Origin of the sequence: Acinetobacter haemolyticus, from assembly GCF_900406815.1 — a bacterium.
In the GTDB taxonomy this organism is placed as follows: Bacteria; Pseudomonadota; Gammaproteobacteria; order Pseudomonadales; family Moraxellaceae; genus Acinetobacter; species Acinetobacter haemolyticus_A.
In genome coordinates this window covers 1-17,117 of the sequence record NZ_OVCN01000025.1, presented here as the reverse complement: position 1 = coordinate 17,117, position 17,117 = coordinate 1, and the positions used below count along the sequence as shown (strand labels likewise).

Sequence of the window (17,117 nt, the reverse complement as noted above, 5' to 3'; positions counted from 1 at the left end):
TAAACCATAAAAATCCACGATTCCTCCTTAATTAGCGCTTTTTGAAATGATATGTTAATAGGGATGGTATTTCGAGAATGACTTAGAGATGATCAAGCTTAAAATGTATACTCACTCTTATTAATCTTCCACCTATCTTTTTGAAAAATTGACTGTTTCTGAAATGGAATGAACAGCCATGTTATCTAAGTTTTTTATTCATCGTCCCATCTTTGCTGGTGTTTTAGCAATTATTGTCATGGCTGTTGGCTTACTCGCGGTATTAAACTTACCCGTGGAACGATATCCGGATATTGCTCCACCGCGTATTACTGTCGCAACGAATTATAGTGGTGCGGATGCACAAGCTGTAGAAGATAGCGTTACCCAGGTATTGGAACAGCAAATTAAAGGTATTGATCACTTACTTTATTTTAGTTCCAGTAGTGACGCCAGCGGCAATAGCCGTATCAGCCTTTTCTTTACCCAAGGTACTGATCCAGATCAAGCGCAAGTACAAGTGCAAAATGCAATTAATGGCGCAATTAACCGTCTACCCGAAGATGTACAACGACAAGGGGTAACCGTTCGAAAATCGCTTAGTGATTCATTCATGGTGATTGGCTTGGCTGATTCTTCTGGCCGTTCCACCAATATTGATATCTCTGACTATTTGACCAATCACTTTGAATTGAATTTGAGTCGTATTGAAGGGGTGGGGGAAATTAGTGTCTTCGGTTCGCAGTACGCGATGCGAATCTGGTTGGATCCACAGAAGTTACAACAATATCAACTGAGTGTCAGTGAAGTCAGAACCGCTTTAGAAAGTCAAAATGCGCAAGTGGCAGCCGGGGCGATTGGGCAACTTCCGAGTGTTGATGATCAATATTTAAATGCAAGAGTTACGTCTGGTTCTTTATTGCAAACACCTGAGCAATTTGAACAAATTATTATAAAAGCACATGGAGAGGGTGGTTTAGTTTATTTAAAAGATATTGCTCGTATCGAAGTGGGTGCAGAAAACTATCAAGTTTTTAACCGATTAAATGGTTACCCAGCTTCTGGGTTATCCGTATCTTTGGCTGTCGGCGCCAACGTGATGCAAACAGCGGATTTGGTTTATAAAGAAATTGAAAGACTTGAGAAAGACCTTCCCGAAGGTTATTTCATTGTTTATCCACGAGATGATACGCCTTTTGTCAAAGAGTCGATGTCTCAGGTTCTGGCGACCTTGATCGAAGCGATTATTTTAGTGGTTTTGGTGATGTTCTTGTTTTTGCAGAACTGGCGAGCAACGCTGATTCCTGCAGTTACTGTTCCCGTCGTGATTTTGGGAACCTTTGCCGTACTTGCAGTTCTAGGAATGAGTATTAATACCTTGACCTTGTTCGCTATGGTATTAGCGATTGGTTTGTTGGTGGATGATGCAATTGTCGTGGTGGAAAACGTTGAACGGATCATGCATGAGCAAAAGCTGGATGCCAAACAGGCCAGTATTCAATCCATGCAAGAGATCAGTGGAGCATTGGTCGGTATTACTCTCGTGCTAACCGCCGTATTTATTCCAATGTCGTTTTTTACAGGTGCGACAGGGATTATTTACCGTCAATTTTCGATTACTTTGGTTGCAGCCATGTCATTGTCATTATTGGTTGCACTGATTTTGACACCCGCGCTATGTGCCATTTTATTGAAACAGCAACATCAAAAAGCGAAGTGGGCTCAAAGTTTTGAGCGAGGATTAGATCGGATTAGATCGGGTTATCTAGCACTTGCAAAAAAAGCCATTCAAGTAAAATCCGTGTCCATCATCGGGTTTATCGTGTTAATCAGCGCTTTTGCTTGGGTATATCGCGAATTACCGACTAGTTTTTTACCTCAAGAGGATCAAGGACTTTTAGGTGTTCAATTCCGTCTCGCAGAAGGGACACCGATGAGCCAGACCCAAGTGGTGGGCAAGCAGATTTCAGATTATTTTTTGAATGAGGAAAAGGACAATCTCAATGGCATTATGGTAATTCATGGTCGTAACTTTTCGGGGACAGGACAAAATCTTGGACAAGCTTTTGTATCTTTAAAGCATTGGGATGAACGTCAGGGAAGTGAAAACAGCGCACAAGCGATTCGCGCACGGGCGATGCAACATTTTGCGCAAAATAATCAGGCAAGGATCATGGTGGTCATGCCTGCTGTAATTCGTGGCTTAGGTAATTCCGATAAAATTGATTTTTGGCTGCAAGATACTCAAGGGATGGGACGGGATAAGTTATTAACGATCTTTAGAGAATTACAGCAACAAGGTAATGCATTACAGAGCATTGAGAATCTAGATAAAAAGACCAACGATGATCAGGCGGTTTTAAATCTTCAAATCGACCATCGTGCAGCGATGTTACATAACTTAAATGTGAGTGAAATTAATCGAACGATTTCGACAGCATGGAGCGGAAGTTATATCAATGACTTCATCGATCGTGGTCGAATCAAGCGTGTCTATTTACAAGGAGATGCGCCGTATCGTTCAAAACCTGAGGATTTAGGTTTTTGGCATGCGAAAAATGCACAAGGTCAAATGATTCCATTTACCCAATTTAGTCAGGTGTCTTGGCAAGGTGCACCGCCATCTTTACAACGTTTTATGGGCTATCCTTCGATAGAGTTAGAAGCTGATTCTGCGAATGGCTTTAGTAGTGGTCAAGGCATGCAAGCATTGACGGAACTTGCCAATAAAATGCCTGGAATTGACTTGGCTTGGAGTGGTTTATCTTATCAAGAACAACAATCAAGTAATCAAGCGATTTGGTTATATGTGATTTCAATTGCTTTCATTTTTCTATGTTTGGCAGCTTTATACGAAAGCTGGTCAATACCATCTGTGGTGATGGCTGCAATTCCACTAGGGATCGGCGGAACAATTCTATTCAGTTATTGGTTTGGTTTCGCCAATGATATTTATTTCCAAATTGCTTTGCTGACGACGATAGGACTGTCCTGTAAGAATGCCATTTTAATGGTCGAGTTTGCTGCAAGTTTACAGCAGCAAGGAAAATCCCTATTGGATTCGGCTTTGCGGGCGGCGGGTTTAAGATTGCGTCCTATTTTAATGACCTCGATTGCGTTTGGTGCAGGTGTGATCCCATTAATGTTTTCAACAGGTGCGGGTGCCTTGAGCCGCCAAGCGATTGGTTATAGCGTTTTTGGTGGTGTTATCTTTGGTACCGTATTGGTACTTCTTTTCATTCCATTAATGTATGTGTTAATTCGCTCTATTTTTAAAGGTAAAACTGCGATTCAAAATTAAGCGGCTATAAGGGTCGTATTTGAGCGATATAATTTTGACTGAAACAAAATAAGACATAATTCATAGGGATAGGGCTTGAGCCAATAGGTTCAAGCCCTTATTATTCATGCGCCGTATAAACGGTTCAAATGAGAGTTTATCTAAAAAATGGATACACAGAGTTGTAGGTCTCAATCAAGTACTTACTACCTTAAATACTCCCCAGACTTGCTAGGTTTTTACACGCACGCTTAATCATGTTTGCGACCTAGCCAAATGTGTTTGGGGCTAGGAGATTCGCATGTCAAGAAATGAATTAATCACACTACTTAACGAAACTGTTGCAAACCATCATATCGAACAAGCACTCGCTTTACTCAGGGGTGTACCTTATGCTGACTTGGCTGAACTATTACAACAAATGACACCAAGCTATGCAGCTTATTTGCTCGAGCATTTACCACAATGTGCCTATATTTTTGCTGAGTTTCCTGCGAAACAACAAATTCTGATTGCGCAAGAAATGCCTCGTCAAGTGCTGGCGAAAATTGTAAGTGAAATGCCTTCCGATGATCGAACTGATTTATTCAAACGTTTAGATCCAGGTGAGCAAGAAATGCTATTGCCTGCATTAGCTCAAGCAAAAAGAGAAGATATTCGCCGTCTTGCGGGTTATGTTGAAGGCACTGCGGGTGCGATCATGTCTTCGGATTATGTGACACTCAAGCCAGAATTTACTGTTGCTCAAGCAATAGAGGCATTACGTAAAGATGCCCCAGATGCGGAAACGATTTATCAAGCTTATATCATTGATGAACAACGGCATTTGATCGGTGTTGTGTCCTTACGTGAATTAGTTTTGGCACAACCAGAGACACGAATTGCACAGTTGATGATACGTGATGTGATTAGTGCGCGTGTAGATGATGACCAGGACCATATTGCCAAAATCATGGCACGTTATGATTTACTGGCCTTACCGATTGTCGATGCACAACAAGCCTTGGTGGGGATTATTACCTACGATGATGCAATGGATGTTGCCAGAGAAGAAGCAACAGAAGACTTTTTAAAAGTCGGGGGCGTAAATGCAACTACTAAATTAAGTATTAAATCAGCACCAATCTTACAGTTATACCAGAAACGCGTTTTTTGGTTGGTTTTTTTGGTATTTGGCAGCCTACTATCGGGTATTGGAATTGCTCATTATGAAGATGTGATTGCACAACATTTGGTTTTGGTATTTTTCTTACCGCTTCTGGTGGGGAGTGGAGGGAATGCAGGATCTCAATCATCAACATTGATGGTGCGGGCATTGGCCACAGGTGATGTCCAATTTAAGGATTGGTTCTATTTATTAGGTCGTGAAAGCTTGGTGGCATTATGTTTAGGCGGCACGATGGCGTTTGCCGTATCACTTCTTGGTTATGTGCGTGGTGATGCCTTAGTTGCGCTGGTTTTGGCATTTAGTATGGTTGGAATCGTACTGATGGGTTGTTTGATTGGTATGAGTTTACCGTTTATTTTAAATCGATTTGGATTTGACCCAGCTAGTGCATCTGCACCTTTGGTGACATCGATTTGTGATGCTATGGGAGTACTGATTTATCTCTTTATTGCATCTATGATTTTGTTCTAATTGCAGAACAAAATATACCGAAAAAATTGTTATGCTAATTTATCATTAATAAAATTATGGATTTTAGGTTGACTGAATGACCTCACAAAAAAAATTAACACAACAGCAGGCGATTGCAGTAGAGCGTGATTTAGCAAAATTTGCCAATAGCATGGATAGCTTGGTGCGTATTCCATTCACTAAACAAGGTATCGGTGCTGATGCGGCACTGAGCACCATACCCTTGGCAGGAGATGTTGCAGGATTTATTTTAACGCTGTATGCGTTTAAAAAAGCGAGAGAGGTGGGTGTTCCTCAACATAAGCTGAATGGGGTGGTAAAACTGGCAATTTTGGATATGCTGGTTGGCTTTGTACCCATTGTCGGCACGATCTTTGACGTGTTTATTCGCCCAAGTCGAAAGACTCTAGATATTGTACATGATCATATCCGTGAGGAATATCAAGTACGTAGTGATATCCATGTAGTCCATCCTTTTTTGCATGAAGCCTTAGAACAAAAGCAAAAAACTTCAGCATTTTGGCGTAATCCCATTGTGAGTTGGATATGGTTGCGGATACCTGATTTATTGGGCATTGCAATTCTTCTTTTATTGGTTATGGCTGTGTGGGCTGGATTTAGCTTTCTATGGCAATGGTATCAATCTTTTTAAAAACAAAGCCTCCATATTGGAGGCTTTGTTTTGAAACTGTTTGATTTAATGAACATTCAATTGTCTGAGCGCAGCAACACGTTGCTCAATACTTGGGTGAGTTTGGAATAAAGCCGCTAAGCTAAAGCCTTGCTCCTTACCTTCCGTAATTGCAAATGCTTTCATTTCTTTTGGCATTTGATCTGGCATTTCTGTCTCAGCTTGTAAGCGAAGTAGTGCAGAAATCATGGCATCTTTGCCTGCCAAACGAGCACCCGCTTCATCAGCACGATATTCACGTTGACGAGAGAACCACATCACGATTGTGGACGCTAAAATACCAAATACAATATCTAATACGATGGTAATGGCAAAATAAGCAAGACCAGGTGCTTCACCATCTTCACGGCCAAAGAAATTCCGGTCGATAAAGTCACCTGCGACACGTGCAAAGAACATAACAAAGGCGTTGACGACACCTTGAATCAAGGCCAGTGTAACCATATCGCCATTCGCGACGTGTCCGATTTCGTGTGCAAGTACTGCACGAAGTTCATCTTTGTTCATGCGTTCTAATAGACCTGTAGAAACAGCTACTAGTGCGTCATTTTTATTCCAACCAGTTGCAAACGCATTTGATTGATAAGATGGGAAGATCCCCACTTCAGGCATTTTAATACCTGCACGTTGAGATAATTGAGAAACTTCTTGCAACAACCACGCTTCAGCCTGATTACGAGGTGCATTCGGGTCGATTAATTCAGTCCCAGTGGTTTTTTTAGCCATCCACTTTGACATGAAGAGGGAAATAAACGATCCCACCATACCAAAGACAAAACAGAAGACTAATAGGTTGCCTAGATTTAAGCCACCCGCACTACGGTAACTACCGACACCGAAGAGTGACAAAATAATGCCAGCTACAACCAGTACCGCGAGGTTGGTTAGCAAGAACAAACCAATCCGCATCATTGAGAAAACCCTCTTATAAAGAAAAAGTGATCTGATTTATAAATATAAATCATTCCCATAATATGCAGGTTGAACCCCAAAAATTCAAGAAAAAAATGGATGGAATTGTATTTCGATCATAAAACAATGAATGAAAGCAGAAACAATAACTTAAAATAAATTTTATGCTGTAAATAAGCACATATTATGAAATGGTATCGTTGTTTTAATGTACAGCTTAATCACTCAATCGTATATGTGCCGATGCAGTCGCATTTGCAGTTGAATAAGTACCTGTAGGTGCATCCGTAAAAGTGCCGTCTGCTAGTGTAATGATTTGGCGATTATACTGCTTTGGCGCAGTGCTGCTGGTAGACAGGTTACTTGGTAAGTCAGCATTTGAATAGCTGACAGCTTGCGCCATAAGCTCATTATTCGACGAAACACTACCTAGTCCTGAGGCATACAAGTTTTGATAACGACTGGTTACCCGACGTACATAATCTTGTGTTTCACGAAAAGGTGGAATGCCACCATATTTATCGACATTACCTTCACCTGCATTATAGCCCGCCAGAGCAAGTTCGGTGTTACCGTTAAAACGTTTAAGCAACCAACTTAAATAACGTGCACCTGCAAAAATATTTTGTTGAGGATCATAAGCATCATTGACATTGAAACGTCGAGCAGTGGCTGGCATTAATTGCATTAAGCCCTGAGCACCCACAGGGGAACGGGCACGAACATTGAATCCAGACTCAGTATGCATCACAGCTTTAATTAACCCTTCAGAGACGCCGTGTTGTTGGGCAGCTTGTTTAATGAGGTGATCAAAAGCATTTCGATTGCGGTTATAACTAGGCAGAACAGAGGCCTCAGTCTTACCCCAGTTACTATAAGTATGAATATTGCTGTCAGGATAATAAGTCGCTTTAACCACTTTTAAATGACTGTATTCCGCTTTTTTCTTATTCGTGAGCAGCGTAGTACCGTTGTTGTCTTTAAATTGATAAATGGTTTGCCCTGCATGTGATGATGCAGAGTTAGAAAAAAAACCAATTGTCCCCAAACAGAAGGCCATCAAATACGTTATTTTGTTCATCGTTATAATATTCACAATGGATGAGCTATAATTCCTTAGCGCAGTGTAACAAAAAAATGCTAAAAATGAAGTTTTGATACAATTTTTTTAATTTTACTGTCTAACAAAAAATCAAGTCATTTTGTTCGAATGTTCATCAAAAAAAAAATTAAATTTTTTTTAAAAACGAAGTATTGACTTATGTAAGTCATTGATAAAAAATAATTAAAATAAGTGGTTAAAAAATGATCAATTTAATCAAAAGCCTTATTATCTGATTAAAACAGTTTGTCAATAGCTAAGAAATCCACAATTTTATCCACAGTTTTTGTGGAAAACTGTGGAAAAGTTTGAAATATAAGCAATCCAGACAATTTCATCATTTTTTGATCACAATTTTACCAGTATGAAATCTGAATATGACGATAGAAAGAAAAATGAAAAATTCTTTTGGTGCGGTTTTTTTCGAATTCGGATAAAATCTCGCAGTGTTTTTGTTTATGAGTTAATCACGTCTATGTACGCGCCAGTGGAGTCCAACCAAGGATTTAATTTCAAGCCTGAGCTTCCAACCAGTTCGGCCTATTATCGCCTGTTGAAAAAGCTGCGTCGCCAAGTGGGGCATGCAATTCGTGATTATAAAATGATCGAAGATGGCGATAAGGTCATGGTGTGTGTGTCTGGTGGTAAAGACAGCTATACCTTGTTAGATATTTTGTTGCAGTTTAAACGTATTGCACCGATTAATTTTGATATTGTTGCAGTCAATCTTGACCAAAAACAACCTGGTTTCCCAGAAGATGTTTTACCGCGTTATATGGAAGAAAATAATATTCCGTATTACATTTTGGAAAAAGACACTTATACCATTACCAAGCGATTAACCCCTGAAGGCAAGACTTATTGTGCGGTTTGTTCACGTTTGCGTCGTGGTTCATTGTATGGTTTTGCCCAAGAGATTGGCGCGACTAAGGTGGCATTAGGTCACCATCGTGATGATATCATGGCGACCTTCTTCTTGAATTTATTCCACGGAGGAAGTTTAAAGGCAATGCCGCCTAAGCTTCTTTCATCGGATAAGAAGAATATCTTAATTCGTCCTTTAGCGTATGTTGAAGAAAAAGATATTATCAAATATGCAGAAATGCGTAAGTTTCCAATTATCCCTTGTAATTTGTGTGGTTCTCAAGAAAACCTGCAACGCGCAATAATCAACGATATGTTGCGTGAATGGGATAAACAATACCCGAAACGTTTACACAGTATTTTTGGTGCTTTACAGAATGTGTCGCCATCACAATTGGCTGATCGTGAATTATTCGATTTTGAGGCATTAGATGGACAGCGAGAGTTCGACATGAAGGATCCAGAGGAACTGAAAAATCGTCTCGACGTGGTCAATCTAAGTTTTGCAGCAGACTAAAATGTAAAAAATTTTTAAAAGGCACTTTGTTAAGTGCCTTTTCTTTATAATTTTTTTAAAAATTGAATCCTCTGTACAAAAATTCATAGCCTAAAATAAAATATACGTGCTATAACACTGCATGAGCAAATTGCTTCATGTGATGTTGTCTGGATAGATAACACAAGAAATTGAACAAATACATTTGAGGAATAATCATGGCTGCATTTTTAACTGATGATTGGTTTGCAACAGTCGATAAACTTACTGCTGAAGCAGGTGATTTAAACTTACCACCAGCGCTTGCGAATTTAGCGATTAACTTAGTTGTAACAGATGCAGCTGGTAATACTGAGCTAGCTCTTGATGCTGGTAAAATCCAAAAGGGTTTATCTTCAAATGCTAAAACAACTTTAAATATGGATGCTGAGACTTTACGTAAAGTATTCTTGGAATTTGACATGGCTGCTGCTATGCAAGCATTCATGACAGGTAAAATTAAAGTTCAAGGTGATATGTCTCAATTGATGGCATTACAAACAGCGAAGCCAAGCCAAGAACAAAAAGATTTATTTAAAAGAGTACTTGAGCAAACAGCTTAAGTATTAATTTAAAAAAAGCTTACCGAGGTAAGCTTTTTTTTTCTTTAGACATTGATCATGTTACTTGTCTTGATATGTTCTAAATAAGTACGGATGCGTTTTACATATTGCACAGCTTGCTTATAACGACCATTTCGAGCTTGGTTGCGCTGTAAATAATCATATAAGTTTACCCACTGATTTGGATCTTTTCCTTGAGCTTGGATGCGCTTCTGGATTTGTCCGACTGCACCAGGACCCATATTATATGCCACAAGAGCATACCAATTGCGATCTGGATAAGGAACATGGGCAAACTGATCCAGCATCAAGTCATAATACTTGGCGCCACCTTGAATGCTCTGTACGGGGTCAGTGCGATTGGTAACACCCATGGCTCTAGCTGTGTTATTGGTGAGCATCATAATCCCACGTACACCTGTTGGTGAAACAGAGGTCGGTTTTAGATAAGATTCCTGATAACCAATAGCAGCCAATAGATGCCAGTCTAAATTGTATTTAGATGCACTTTGTTTGAAACTTGCCTTATAAATAGGTAAACGCTGATTCAAATCTTTTTGAATAGTAGACCATGATTCTGGTTTAACAACATTACGATTATAAAAAGATGCAAGTTGCTGCGTCGTACCCAGTTGCTTGCTTTGACATACAAAACCACTGGCGGTAAGTGTCAAAGGATCATCGGCTTGTTTAAACACCCAGTTGAGTTGCGGATTTAAACCATTATTTGTCAAACTTGCTTGATCACCACAACTTGCTGAAAACGAAACTAATTGTTTCTTTTCAATATCTGCAATTGTGGAAGTCGTCATGGCGAAATTGGCTTTGCCTTGTGCGATCCACTTCAATGCAGTGGCATTGTCTGGAACCGTTTTAAAATCAAGTTTTACATTTAAGCTTTGTGCATAGTTACGAGCAAGATCGTAACCAAAGCCATGTAAGAATTGATCTTCTTTAAATACGATGGTTGGATTTTCTACAGCAACCACAGTTAAAACATTTTTTGCTACAACAGTGTTGTATTGGTGCGATTTTTCTGCGCTTAAGCTATTAAAAGGGATAATTACAATACCTAATGCTAAAGCCTGAAATGGGAGTTTGGAAGATAAAGAGTTAAGGCTAAGCCTAGACCCAGAACTTGAATTACTGTGCATGTTGTCTCCGCTACAGGTAATTTATGCCCTAAAAGTTCAGCAAAATACTGCCTTAACTTTTAAAAGTTGATAAATTCAATAAGGGTGGGCAAGTCATGACGTCATTCAAAATGACATTGGGTTGATCGGGAAAATGATGCAGATGTTACACATCATTCACAAAGTGTATAAAAAATAAACAAAAAATTAACTTAGGGGCGCATAATAAGCGTCCAAAAACAGATTGTCAAATTTTGAGCAAAAAAAGAATGATAAATCCATCACAAACACATGATTTAAAAAAGAATAAAATTTATACACTTTAGTGATGTTGAAATAAGGAATACAATGCAAAAACTTGTAAACGGATTGTTATCTTCGCGTGTTTGCTATTTATGAAATCAAACTTAATTACCCGTACTGGCCATGATCTCTTGGTCGCTGAATTAAAGAAACTTTGGCATGATGAACGACCTGAAATCACTAAAAAGGTGAACTGGGCTGCGAGCTTAGGTGATCGTTCTGAAAATGCAGATTACCAATACAATAAGCAATTGCTAAGGAAAATTGATCGAAGAGTACGTTATCTGGGTAAACGCCTAGAAGAATTGAAAATTATAGATTATGTGCCTGAGCAAGAAGGGAAAGTTTACTTTGGTGCTTGGGTTGAGATCGAAAATGAAGAAGGAGAACAAAAGACTTTGAGAATCGTTGGTGTTGATGAGATTTATGATCATCATCCTCAACATATTTCGATTGAGTCTCCCATGGCGCGTGCATTATTAAGCAAACAAGTTGATGATGAAGTCGAAGTACATACGCCTTTAGGGAAAAAAGTTTGGTATATCAACTCAATTCGCTATGAGAAAAAAGAAAATCCATAAAAATTCAGCTTGTTGAGTTTATTTTGAGCATTCAGTATGTAAATTTGAATAAAAGATTTGCCAACTTGCACTTTTATTTATATGATAGCCGCCATTGGAAGCGTGGCAGAGCGGTTTAATGCACCGGTCTTGAAAACCGACGAGGGTGTGAGTCCTCCGTGAGTTCGAATCTCACCGCTTCCGCCAAATATCTTAAAGGGAATCAAATACATAGTTTGATTCCCTTTTTATTTGACACAATTTTGGCACTATTCGAAATTTTAGCAATCTCTTCTTTGTTCTTATCTGAATTAATCCACTTTGCATAACGCATCATTAGCATCACCAAACTATGCCCTAGCTGTGAAGCCACATAAACTGGATTGAGTCCATTCATTAAGCATACAGTCGCATATGTATGACGAGTATTATTATAGGCAGGGCGATAGCGTATGCCATTTGCTTTCAGTGCAGCTACAAACTTCTCACTTAATGATTTTTGTGTAGTAAATTCCTTACCTGTCTCATCACAGATAAATACGTGCTCATATTTGAGGTAGGTTAGTAATCTGAGTGGCTTTGTTGCACAAAGGTTTGAAAGACAATACTACCCTAATTGAGCTAAATTCAAGTGACAACTTGGGTACGAGGTCGACCTAATTCTTTGAATTTATTCAAAACTGCTACACGTGCATGAATCTCATTCACCTGACTAGGAAAACTCCTTGCTGTTAATTTATCGCCTAATAATTTGATGCAATGCATTTTGGTTTCCACTAAACTTCGACGATGATAACCAGACCATTTTTTCCAAATTGATCTACCTAGCCGTTTGACTGTTTTTAATAATTCATTCCTCTCTAAAGATCTCAATTTCTTATCTTTCCAAGGCTTTGCATTCTTCCTAGGTGGAATGACTGCATGTGCATCTCGATCTAAAATGACTTGTCGGCAGTGCTTTGTGTCATAAGCACCATCTGTATAGACTGAATCAATTCGTTCATCCAACGGAATTTGATCAAGCAAATCACCAAGCACCTGTGAATCACTCACATTGTTTGTTGTGAGCTGAACTGCTCGTATTTGAAGGGTCTTAGCATCTATACCAATATGAAGTTTGCGCCATTGGCGACGATATTCAGGCTGATGTTTCTTACGCTTCCATTCGCCTTCACCTAAAAATTTTAGCCCTGTAGAGTCGACGAGTAGGTGTAACCCATCACGACTTTTCTGATAGCTTATCGCAATATCAATATGCTTTTGTCGTCTACAGAGGGTGGAGTAATCTGGTGCTGTCCAATTCAAACCACAGAGTTTAATCAGGCTTTGAGCAAAGCCAGTGACCATACGTAAAGAAAGACGGAATAGAGATTTGATCATTAAACAACATTGAATCGCTGTATCGGAATAAGTTTGATTTCGTCCGTGCTTATCTTGTGGCTGTGCATACCATTGGGTCTTGGGATCAAACCAGATTGAAATATTTCCTCGCTTGATTAAAGCTTGGTTATACGAGGACCAATTGGTTGTACGGTAGATTTTAGGGACAGGCTTCTTCATCTGGAAATTATATTGCTGAAGAAGCCTTCAAGAATAGCTTTGTGCAACAAAGCCACGTAAATCCGAAGATGCTTTAGATGAGATAGGATTATTTATTCAAAATGCTATTTTAAAAACATAAATTTTCAGGGGGGACCAGACAGGATAGTCGTCATAGCAGGATTAAAACGAGATAAGTCTGATCCCTAAATGGTTAGCTATAGAGATCAATGCTTGGATTGCATCCAGGATAACTCAAAGATAAAAGAGAGTAGATACTCTCTTTTTTTATTATCAAGACTTTATGATTAATGATTTTCGCCAAATAAAGCAATAAGAGAATCGGCAGGGTTTGAATTGAAGTAATAGGGACGAGGCGACAAATAACTTATCTATCCTACAGTGTAGTTTTTATTTCTGTTTTTTTATTAAATTTTAAATTTGTAATATTTGTGCTAACCTATCTTCTAGGTTTAAAAGCGCTTTATCTTTTGAATATATGATTTTTCACCTTTGAAAAAAAATATGACCACACAAAAAATCAATGCACGTACCTTAATTACGGATCTTCTCATGGCTGCGGAAGGAAAGGTCATTTCGATCAAAGAAATGATTCTTGCTGCCAAATTGTTTGGTCTGAGTGAAAATGGAGTTCGGGTAGCTGTAACAAGATTGGCGAGCGAAGGTGTCATTGTGACTGCCGAAAGAGGGGTTTATCAATTAAGCGATCAATCCCATGAGTGGGCGAACGTGATGTTAAATCGAAGTACTAAGGGTTTAAAAGAAACGAAACCATGGAATCAACATTATCTATGCGTTTTTACAGGAATGCTGGGTCGAGTAGATCGTACAGCATTAAAGAGAAGAGAGCGCGCGCTTAAACACTTTGGATTTCGAGAATTAGAGCTAGGCGTTTTTGTTCGACCAGATAATTTGGTTTTGTCTCTCGAAGAAATTTTGACACAGATGAAATCTATAGGTTTAGAGTCAGAAGCTAAAATGTGTTACGTCAGCTCATTTGATCAAATCACAGAATCGAAGATTAAAGAACTCTGGTCTACGGAAACACTCAACAAAAATTATGAGAAATATAGCTACATCATTCAGCATTGGCTGACTCGATTACCTGCATTGGGACTTGAAGATGCTGCGCGTGAATCTTTGTTATTAGGTCGTCAAACGATTTCTTTATTAATGAACGACCCCTTGTTACCAGAAACTTTTGTCAATGTAGAAGCCAGAAATCAATTTGCCTGTGATGTAAAAAAACTAGATGAAGTAGGGCAATTATTATGGCGGCAACTCCATGAACTAACATTGGGGACCTCAGCATCGAATTTATCAAGTCTAGAGTTTCCAACTGTAAGTAATCTTCCAACAAGAATTCTTAGTTAATTGAATAACCTAATCGAAAAGGAATATTGATATGTCGTTATATCAGTCAGCTTTATCAAAAGAAATATTTAAAAATCATACAGTGATTGTTACTGGAGGTGGCTCTGGTATAGGGCGATGTACGGCTCATGAGTTAGCTTCTCTTGGTGCACAAGTCATTATTACAGGTCGGACAGAAGAAAAACTTCAGCGTGTGCAACAAGAGATTATTGAAGATGGCGGTAAAGCAGCCTATCGCGTATGTGATAACCGTGATGAAGAGGTCGTCAAACACACAGTTGCATCGATTATAAAAGAATTCGGCAAGATTGATGGCCTAGTCAATAATGCAGGCGGGCAATTTCCAGCGTTTTTAGAAACTATGTCAGCGAATGCATTCGATAGTGTGGTTCGTAACAATCTTTTGGGGACATTTCTGATGATGAAAGAGGTCTTTAATCAGAGTATGTCAAAAACAGGCGGTAGTATTGTCAATATGACCATTGATATGTGGAGTGGTTTACCTTCAATGGGGCACTCAGGAGCAGCTCGAGCAGGCATTGACAATTTGACTAAAACCTCAGCCTTAGAATGGGCTAGAGCAGGTGTACGAGTCAACGCCGTAGCGCCTGGTTGGGTAATTGCTTCAGGTCTGGATTCTTATAAGGATGGAATGAAAGCCATGATTCCTATGGTTGCTTCAAAAATTCCTCTTAAAAGAATGGCAACTGAATCTGAAATTTCTGCCGTAATGTGCTTTTTATTATCGCCAGCGGCTTCTTTCATCACTGGAGTAAACGTCAGAATTGATGGAGGCGCTTCTTTAGTTTCACCATTTTTCCCCCTCATTGATCACGACAATTCAAAACCCTTTGAAGCTTTCCACCGTGATGGGGTGCCGAATGTAATTAAAGAAATGAATCAAGAAAAAGTATAAATTTTCTCCAAAAATGTTAAATGTCGCTCACTCCATTTTTCTATAGAACAATTTAGCTCGTTAGAAAAGCCCACTAAGAATTTGATTAATATCTTCTTAGTAGATTTCTAATATTACTTAAAAAATTAATTTAAAAAAATAATGGAAATATTTCTTTTTATATAATAAAGTTTAAATTATGAAATTAATTTGATTCTTCAGAATCTCGCTAGGAGAACAAAGATGAATACGCGTGTGAGTGTGACTGATCTATTTAGTCGTGAAGAGATAAAAGAACTTACTCAACCATCAGACAAACATGGATTTTGGGCGGTGGGTTCTACTTGGGCTGTGATTGGAGCCACTTTTGCCGGGGTGGCGCTATCTTGGAGTTATTTACCATGGTGGGGAAAATTACTCATTTGTATAGCCGCGATTGCTATCTTAGCTGGTCGTCAACTGGCATTAGCGATTTTGATGCATGATGCATCACATAACAGTTTGTTCAAAACTAAATGGATGAATGACAATTTGGTGGATTGGTTATGTGCTCGTCCTATTTGGAATGATGTGCATAAATATCGCGCTCATCACATGCGCCATCATGCCAAAACATCATCCCCAGAAGATCCAGATATGTCTTTGGTTGCAGGTTTTCCAACGACTAAACAATCAATAACACGTAAATTTATTCGTGATTTGACAGGTATTACTGGGTTGAAATTCACCATAGGTCGGATTTTGATGGATGCCGAGGTGATGAAATGGACAGTTGCGAATGATGTGACTTGGCTACCGAGAGAAGGCCGTAAATGGTATGACTACCCCGCTAAGTTTTTTAAGAACTCAAGTAAGGCAATAGTTGCCAACGGGGCTATGTTCGGTGTTCTATGGGCGGCTGGACATCCTAAATTATACTTACTTTGGCCATTAGCTTACCTCACTGCATTTCCTCTTTTTATTCGTATTCGCTCTATGGCAGAACATGCCGGTATGGAAACCAGCAATTCAGCACTGACCAATACTCGCACAACCCAAGCGGGTTGGATTGCGCGTACCTTTGTTGCACCGATTCGTGTGAACTTCCATATGGAACATCACTTAATGGCAGCGGTACCTTATTTTAAATTACCTAAAATGCATCAAATGTTACGTGAAAGAGGATTTGCGCCTGAGCCACCTACTTATTTTCAAGTGATCGATATTTTGTCACAAGGTCAAATTGCGCCTGAGAAAGTTGAATATCTTGAAGAAGCCAAAGTCACTATTCAGGAACAGTAATTTTTAAAGACTTTGGGAAAAGGAATTTAAGATGAATCCTAATCAGCAGGCGCAGAATATGTCACAAAAACAAATATGTATCAGTGATTTTTTTAAATCATGAAGAAATGGCGTCTTTTGCCGTACGTTCCAACTGGTGGGGACTATTTGGCAGCCCGTTTGGCACCTGAGCAATGTTAATATGATTTAAATAAATTAGCGGCAAAACGTTGGACTGATCAGACTCCAAAACAATACCGTAATTTGAGGGAAAAATTATAAGGTGTTAACCAATACTGATGGAATTGTAGAAATTATGCTCAGTTAGCCCTTAAGCTTTTAGATTTTTCACGATAAACCTCATGTTAAAAAGCGGCTCTTCTTTATTGTAGCGACTTATGAGTGAGTCGCTATTTATAACTTATTTTTATTTATTCTCTTTATTAATCAATTAAATAAAAAAGAAC

13 protein-coding genes, 1 tRNA gene and 1 pseudogene are annotated in these 17,117 nt (G+C 39.0%); 10 read left to right on the top strand and 5 right to left on the bottom strand.

From position 1 onward, the window contains the following. Nucleotides 1-178 precede the first annotated feature (178 nt). The 3 genes from DK207_RS14675 to DK207_RS14665 all read left to right on the top strand — a co-directional run bounded on the left by DK207_RS14675 (nt 179) and on the right by DK207_RS14665 (nt 5,550). On the top strand, nt 179-3,280 hold the full coding sequence (locus tag DK207_RS14675) for an efflux RND transporter permease subunit (RefSeq protein WP_109441829.1): 3,102 nt from the start codon (nt 179-181) through the stop codon (nt 3,278-3,280). A 280-nt stretch (nt 3,281-3,560) separates the two neighbouring features. After that, nucleotides 3,561-4,898, top strand: coding sequence for a magnesium transporter (gene mgtE, locus DK207_RS14670; protein ID WP_109441828.1), 1,338 nt, complete (start codon nt 3,561-3,563; stop codon nt 4,896-4,898). Nucleotides 4,899-4,974: 76 nt separating this feature from the next. Then, the gene (locus DK207_RS14665) at nt 4,975-5,550 is read left to right on the top strand and encodes a DUF4112 domain-containing protein (RefSeq protein WP_109441827.1); all 576 of its coding nucleotides are present in this window, start codon (nt 4,975-4,977) and stop codon (nt 5,548-5,550) included. A 45-nt stretch (nt 5,551-5,595) separates the two neighbouring features. Here the strand turns inward: DK207_RS14665 and htpX are convergent, their stop codons facing one another. Continuing rightward, nucleotides 5,596-6,501, bottom strand: coding sequence for a protease HtpX (htpX, locus tag DK207_RS14660; RefSeq protein ID WP_109441826.1), 906 nt, complete (start codon nt 6,499-6,501; stop codon nt 5,596-5,598). Nucleotides 6,502-6,718: 217 nt separating this feature from the next. Beyond that, complete coding sequence (locus DK207_RS14655; protein WP_109441825.1) at nt 6,719-7,582, bottom strand: lytic transglycosylase domain-containing protein; 864 nt, start codon at nt 7,580-7,582, stop codon at nt 6,719-6,721. Nucleotides 7,583-8,078: 496 nt separating this feature from the next. On the opposite strand from DK207_RS14655, the gene ttcA reads away from it, so the two are divergent. Then, nucleotides 8,079-8,984 carry a tRNA 2-thiocytidine(32) synthetase TtcA gene (gene ttcA, locus DK207_RS14650; RefSeq protein ID WP_109441824.1) on the top strand — a complete coding sequence of 302 codons (906 nt, stop codon included), beginning with the start codon at nt 8,079-8,081 and terminating at the stop codon, nt 8,982-8,984. Nucleotides 8,985-9,181: 197 nt separating this feature from the next. Next, the gene (locus tag DK207_RS14645) at nt 9,182-9,565 is read left to right on the top strand and encodes an SCP2 sterol-binding domain-containing protein (RefSeq protein WP_004640249.1); all 384 of its coding nucleotides are present in this window, start codon (nt 9,182-9,184) and stop codon (nt 9,563-9,565) included. 44 nt (nt 9,566-9,609) lie between these two features. Here the strand turns inward: DK207_RS14645 and DK207_RS14640 are convergent, their stop codons facing one another. Then, on the bottom strand, nt 9,610-10,719 hold the full coding sequence (locus DK207_RS14640) for a transglycosylase SLT domain-containing protein (RefSeq protein WP_109441823.1): 1,110 nt from the start codon (nt 10,717-10,719) through the stop codon (nt 9,610-9,612). 374 nt (nt 10,720-11,093) lie between these two features. On the opposite strand from DK207_RS14640, the gene greB reads away from it, so the two are divergent. Both greB and DK207_RS14630 read left to right on the top strand, forming a co-directional pair. Beyond that, a complete protein-coding gene (greB, locus tag DK207_RS14635) occupies nt 11,094-11,582 on the top strand; it encodes a transcription elongation factor GreB (RefSeq protein ID WP_109441822.1) in 489 nt (162 codons plus the stop codon). Nucleotides 11,583-11,678: 96 nt separating this feature from the next. Then, nucleotides 11,679-11,768: transfer RNA gene (locus tag DK207_RS14630), tRNA-Ser, on the top strand. Nucleotides 11,769-11,784: 16 nt separating this feature from the next. On the opposite strand, the pseudogene DK207_RS16050 reads toward DK207_RS14630, so the two are convergent. Both DK207_RS16050 and DK207_RS14620 read right to left on the bottom strand, forming a co-directional pair. Continuing rightward, nucleotides 11,785-12,147 (bottom strand): annotated as a pseudogene (locus DK207_RS16050) (site-specific integrase); the annotation flags it as partial. 41 nt (nt 12,148-12,188) lie between these two features. Next, the gene (locus tag DK207_RS14620) at nt 12,189-13,121 is read right to left on the bottom strand and encodes an IS5 family transposase (RefSeq protein ID WP_109441821.1); all 933 of its coding nucleotides are present in this window, start codon (nt 13,119-13,121) and stop codon (nt 12,189-12,191) included. A gap of 504 nt (nt 13,122-13,625) precedes the next feature. On the opposite strand from DK207_RS14620, the gene DK207_RS14615 reads away from it, so the two are divergent. The 3 genes from DK207_RS14615 (at nt 13,626) to DK207_RS14605 (ending at nt 16,671) form a co-directional block, all read left to right on the top strand. Continuing rightward, the gene (locus DK207_RS14615; RefSeq protein ID WP_109441820.1) at nt 13,626-14,495 is read left to right on the top strand and encodes a PaaX family transcriptional regulator; all 870 of its coding nucleotides are present in this window, start codon (nt 13,626-13,628) and stop codon (nt 14,493-14,495) included. Between the two features lie 31 nt (nt 14,496-14,526). Beyond that, on the top strand, nt 14,527-15,411 hold the full coding sequence (locus DK207_RS14610) for an SDR family oxidoreductase (protein ID WP_109441819.1): 885 nt from the start codon (nt 14,527-14,529) through the stop codon (nt 15,409-15,411). Between the two features lie 222 nt (nt 15,412-15,633). Next, entirely contained in the window at nt 15,634-16,671 is a 1,038-nt protein-coding gene (locus DK207_RS14605) for a fatty acid desaturase family protein (protein WP_109441818.1), read from the top strand. The last annotated feature ends 446 nt before the right edge of the window (nt 16,672-17,117 follow it).

What these genes read in the sequence shown, in the direction of transcription:
- DK207_RS14675 (WP_109441829.1), top strand. Translation starts at nt 179, where the DNA reads ATGTTATCTAAGTTTTTTATTCATCGTCCCATCTTTGCTGGTGTTTTA.
- mgtE (WP_109441828.1), top strand. Translation starts at nt 3,561, where the DNA reads ATGTCAAGAAATGAATTAATCACACTACTTAACGAAACTGTTGCAAAC.
- DK207_RS14665 (WP_109441827.1), top strand. Translation starts at nt 4,975, where the DNA reads ATGACCTCACAAAAAAAATTAACACAACAGCAGGCGATTGCAGTAGAG.
- htpX (WP_109441826.1), bottom strand. Translation starts at nt 6,501, where the DNA reads ATGATGCGGATTGGTTTGTTCTTGCTAACCAACCTCGCGGTACTGGTT.
- DK207_RS14655 (WP_109441825.1), bottom strand. Translation starts at nt 7,582, where the DNA reads ATGAACAAAATAACGTATTTGATGGCCTTCTGTTTGGGGACAATTGGT.
- ttcA (WP_109441824.1), top strand. Translation starts at nt 8,079, where the DNA reads ATGTACGCGCCAGTGGAGTCCAACCAAGGATTTAATTTCAAGCCTGAG.
- DK207_RS14645 (WP_004640249.1), top strand. Translation starts at nt 9,182, where the DNA reads ATGGCTGCATTTTTAACTGATGATTGGTTTGCAACAGTCGATAAACTT.
- DK207_RS14640 (WP_109441823.1), bottom strand. Translation starts at nt 10,719, where the DNA reads ATGCACAGTAATTCAAGTTCTGGGTCTAGGCTTAGCCTTAACTCTTTA.
- greB (WP_109441822.1), top strand. Translation starts at nt 11,094, where the DNA reads ATGAAATCAAACTTAATTACCCGTACTGGCCATGATCTCTTGGTCGCT.
- DK207_RS14620 (WP_109441821.1), bottom strand. Translation starts at nt 13,121, where the DNA reads ATGAAGAAGCCTGTCCCTAAAATCTACCGTACAACCAATTGGTCCTCG.
- DK207_RS14615 (WP_109441820.1), top strand. Translation starts at nt 13,626, where the DNA reads ATGACCACACAAAAAATCAATGCACGTACCTTAATTACGGATCTTCTC.
- DK207_RS14610 (WP_109441819.1), top strand. Translation starts at nt 14,527, where the DNA reads ATGTCGTTATATCAGTCAGCTTTATCAAAAGAAATATTTAAAAATCAT.
- DK207_RS14605 (WP_109441818.1), top strand. Translation starts at nt 15,634, where the DNA reads ATGAATACGCGTGTGAGTGTGACTGATCTATTTAGTCGTGAAGAGATA.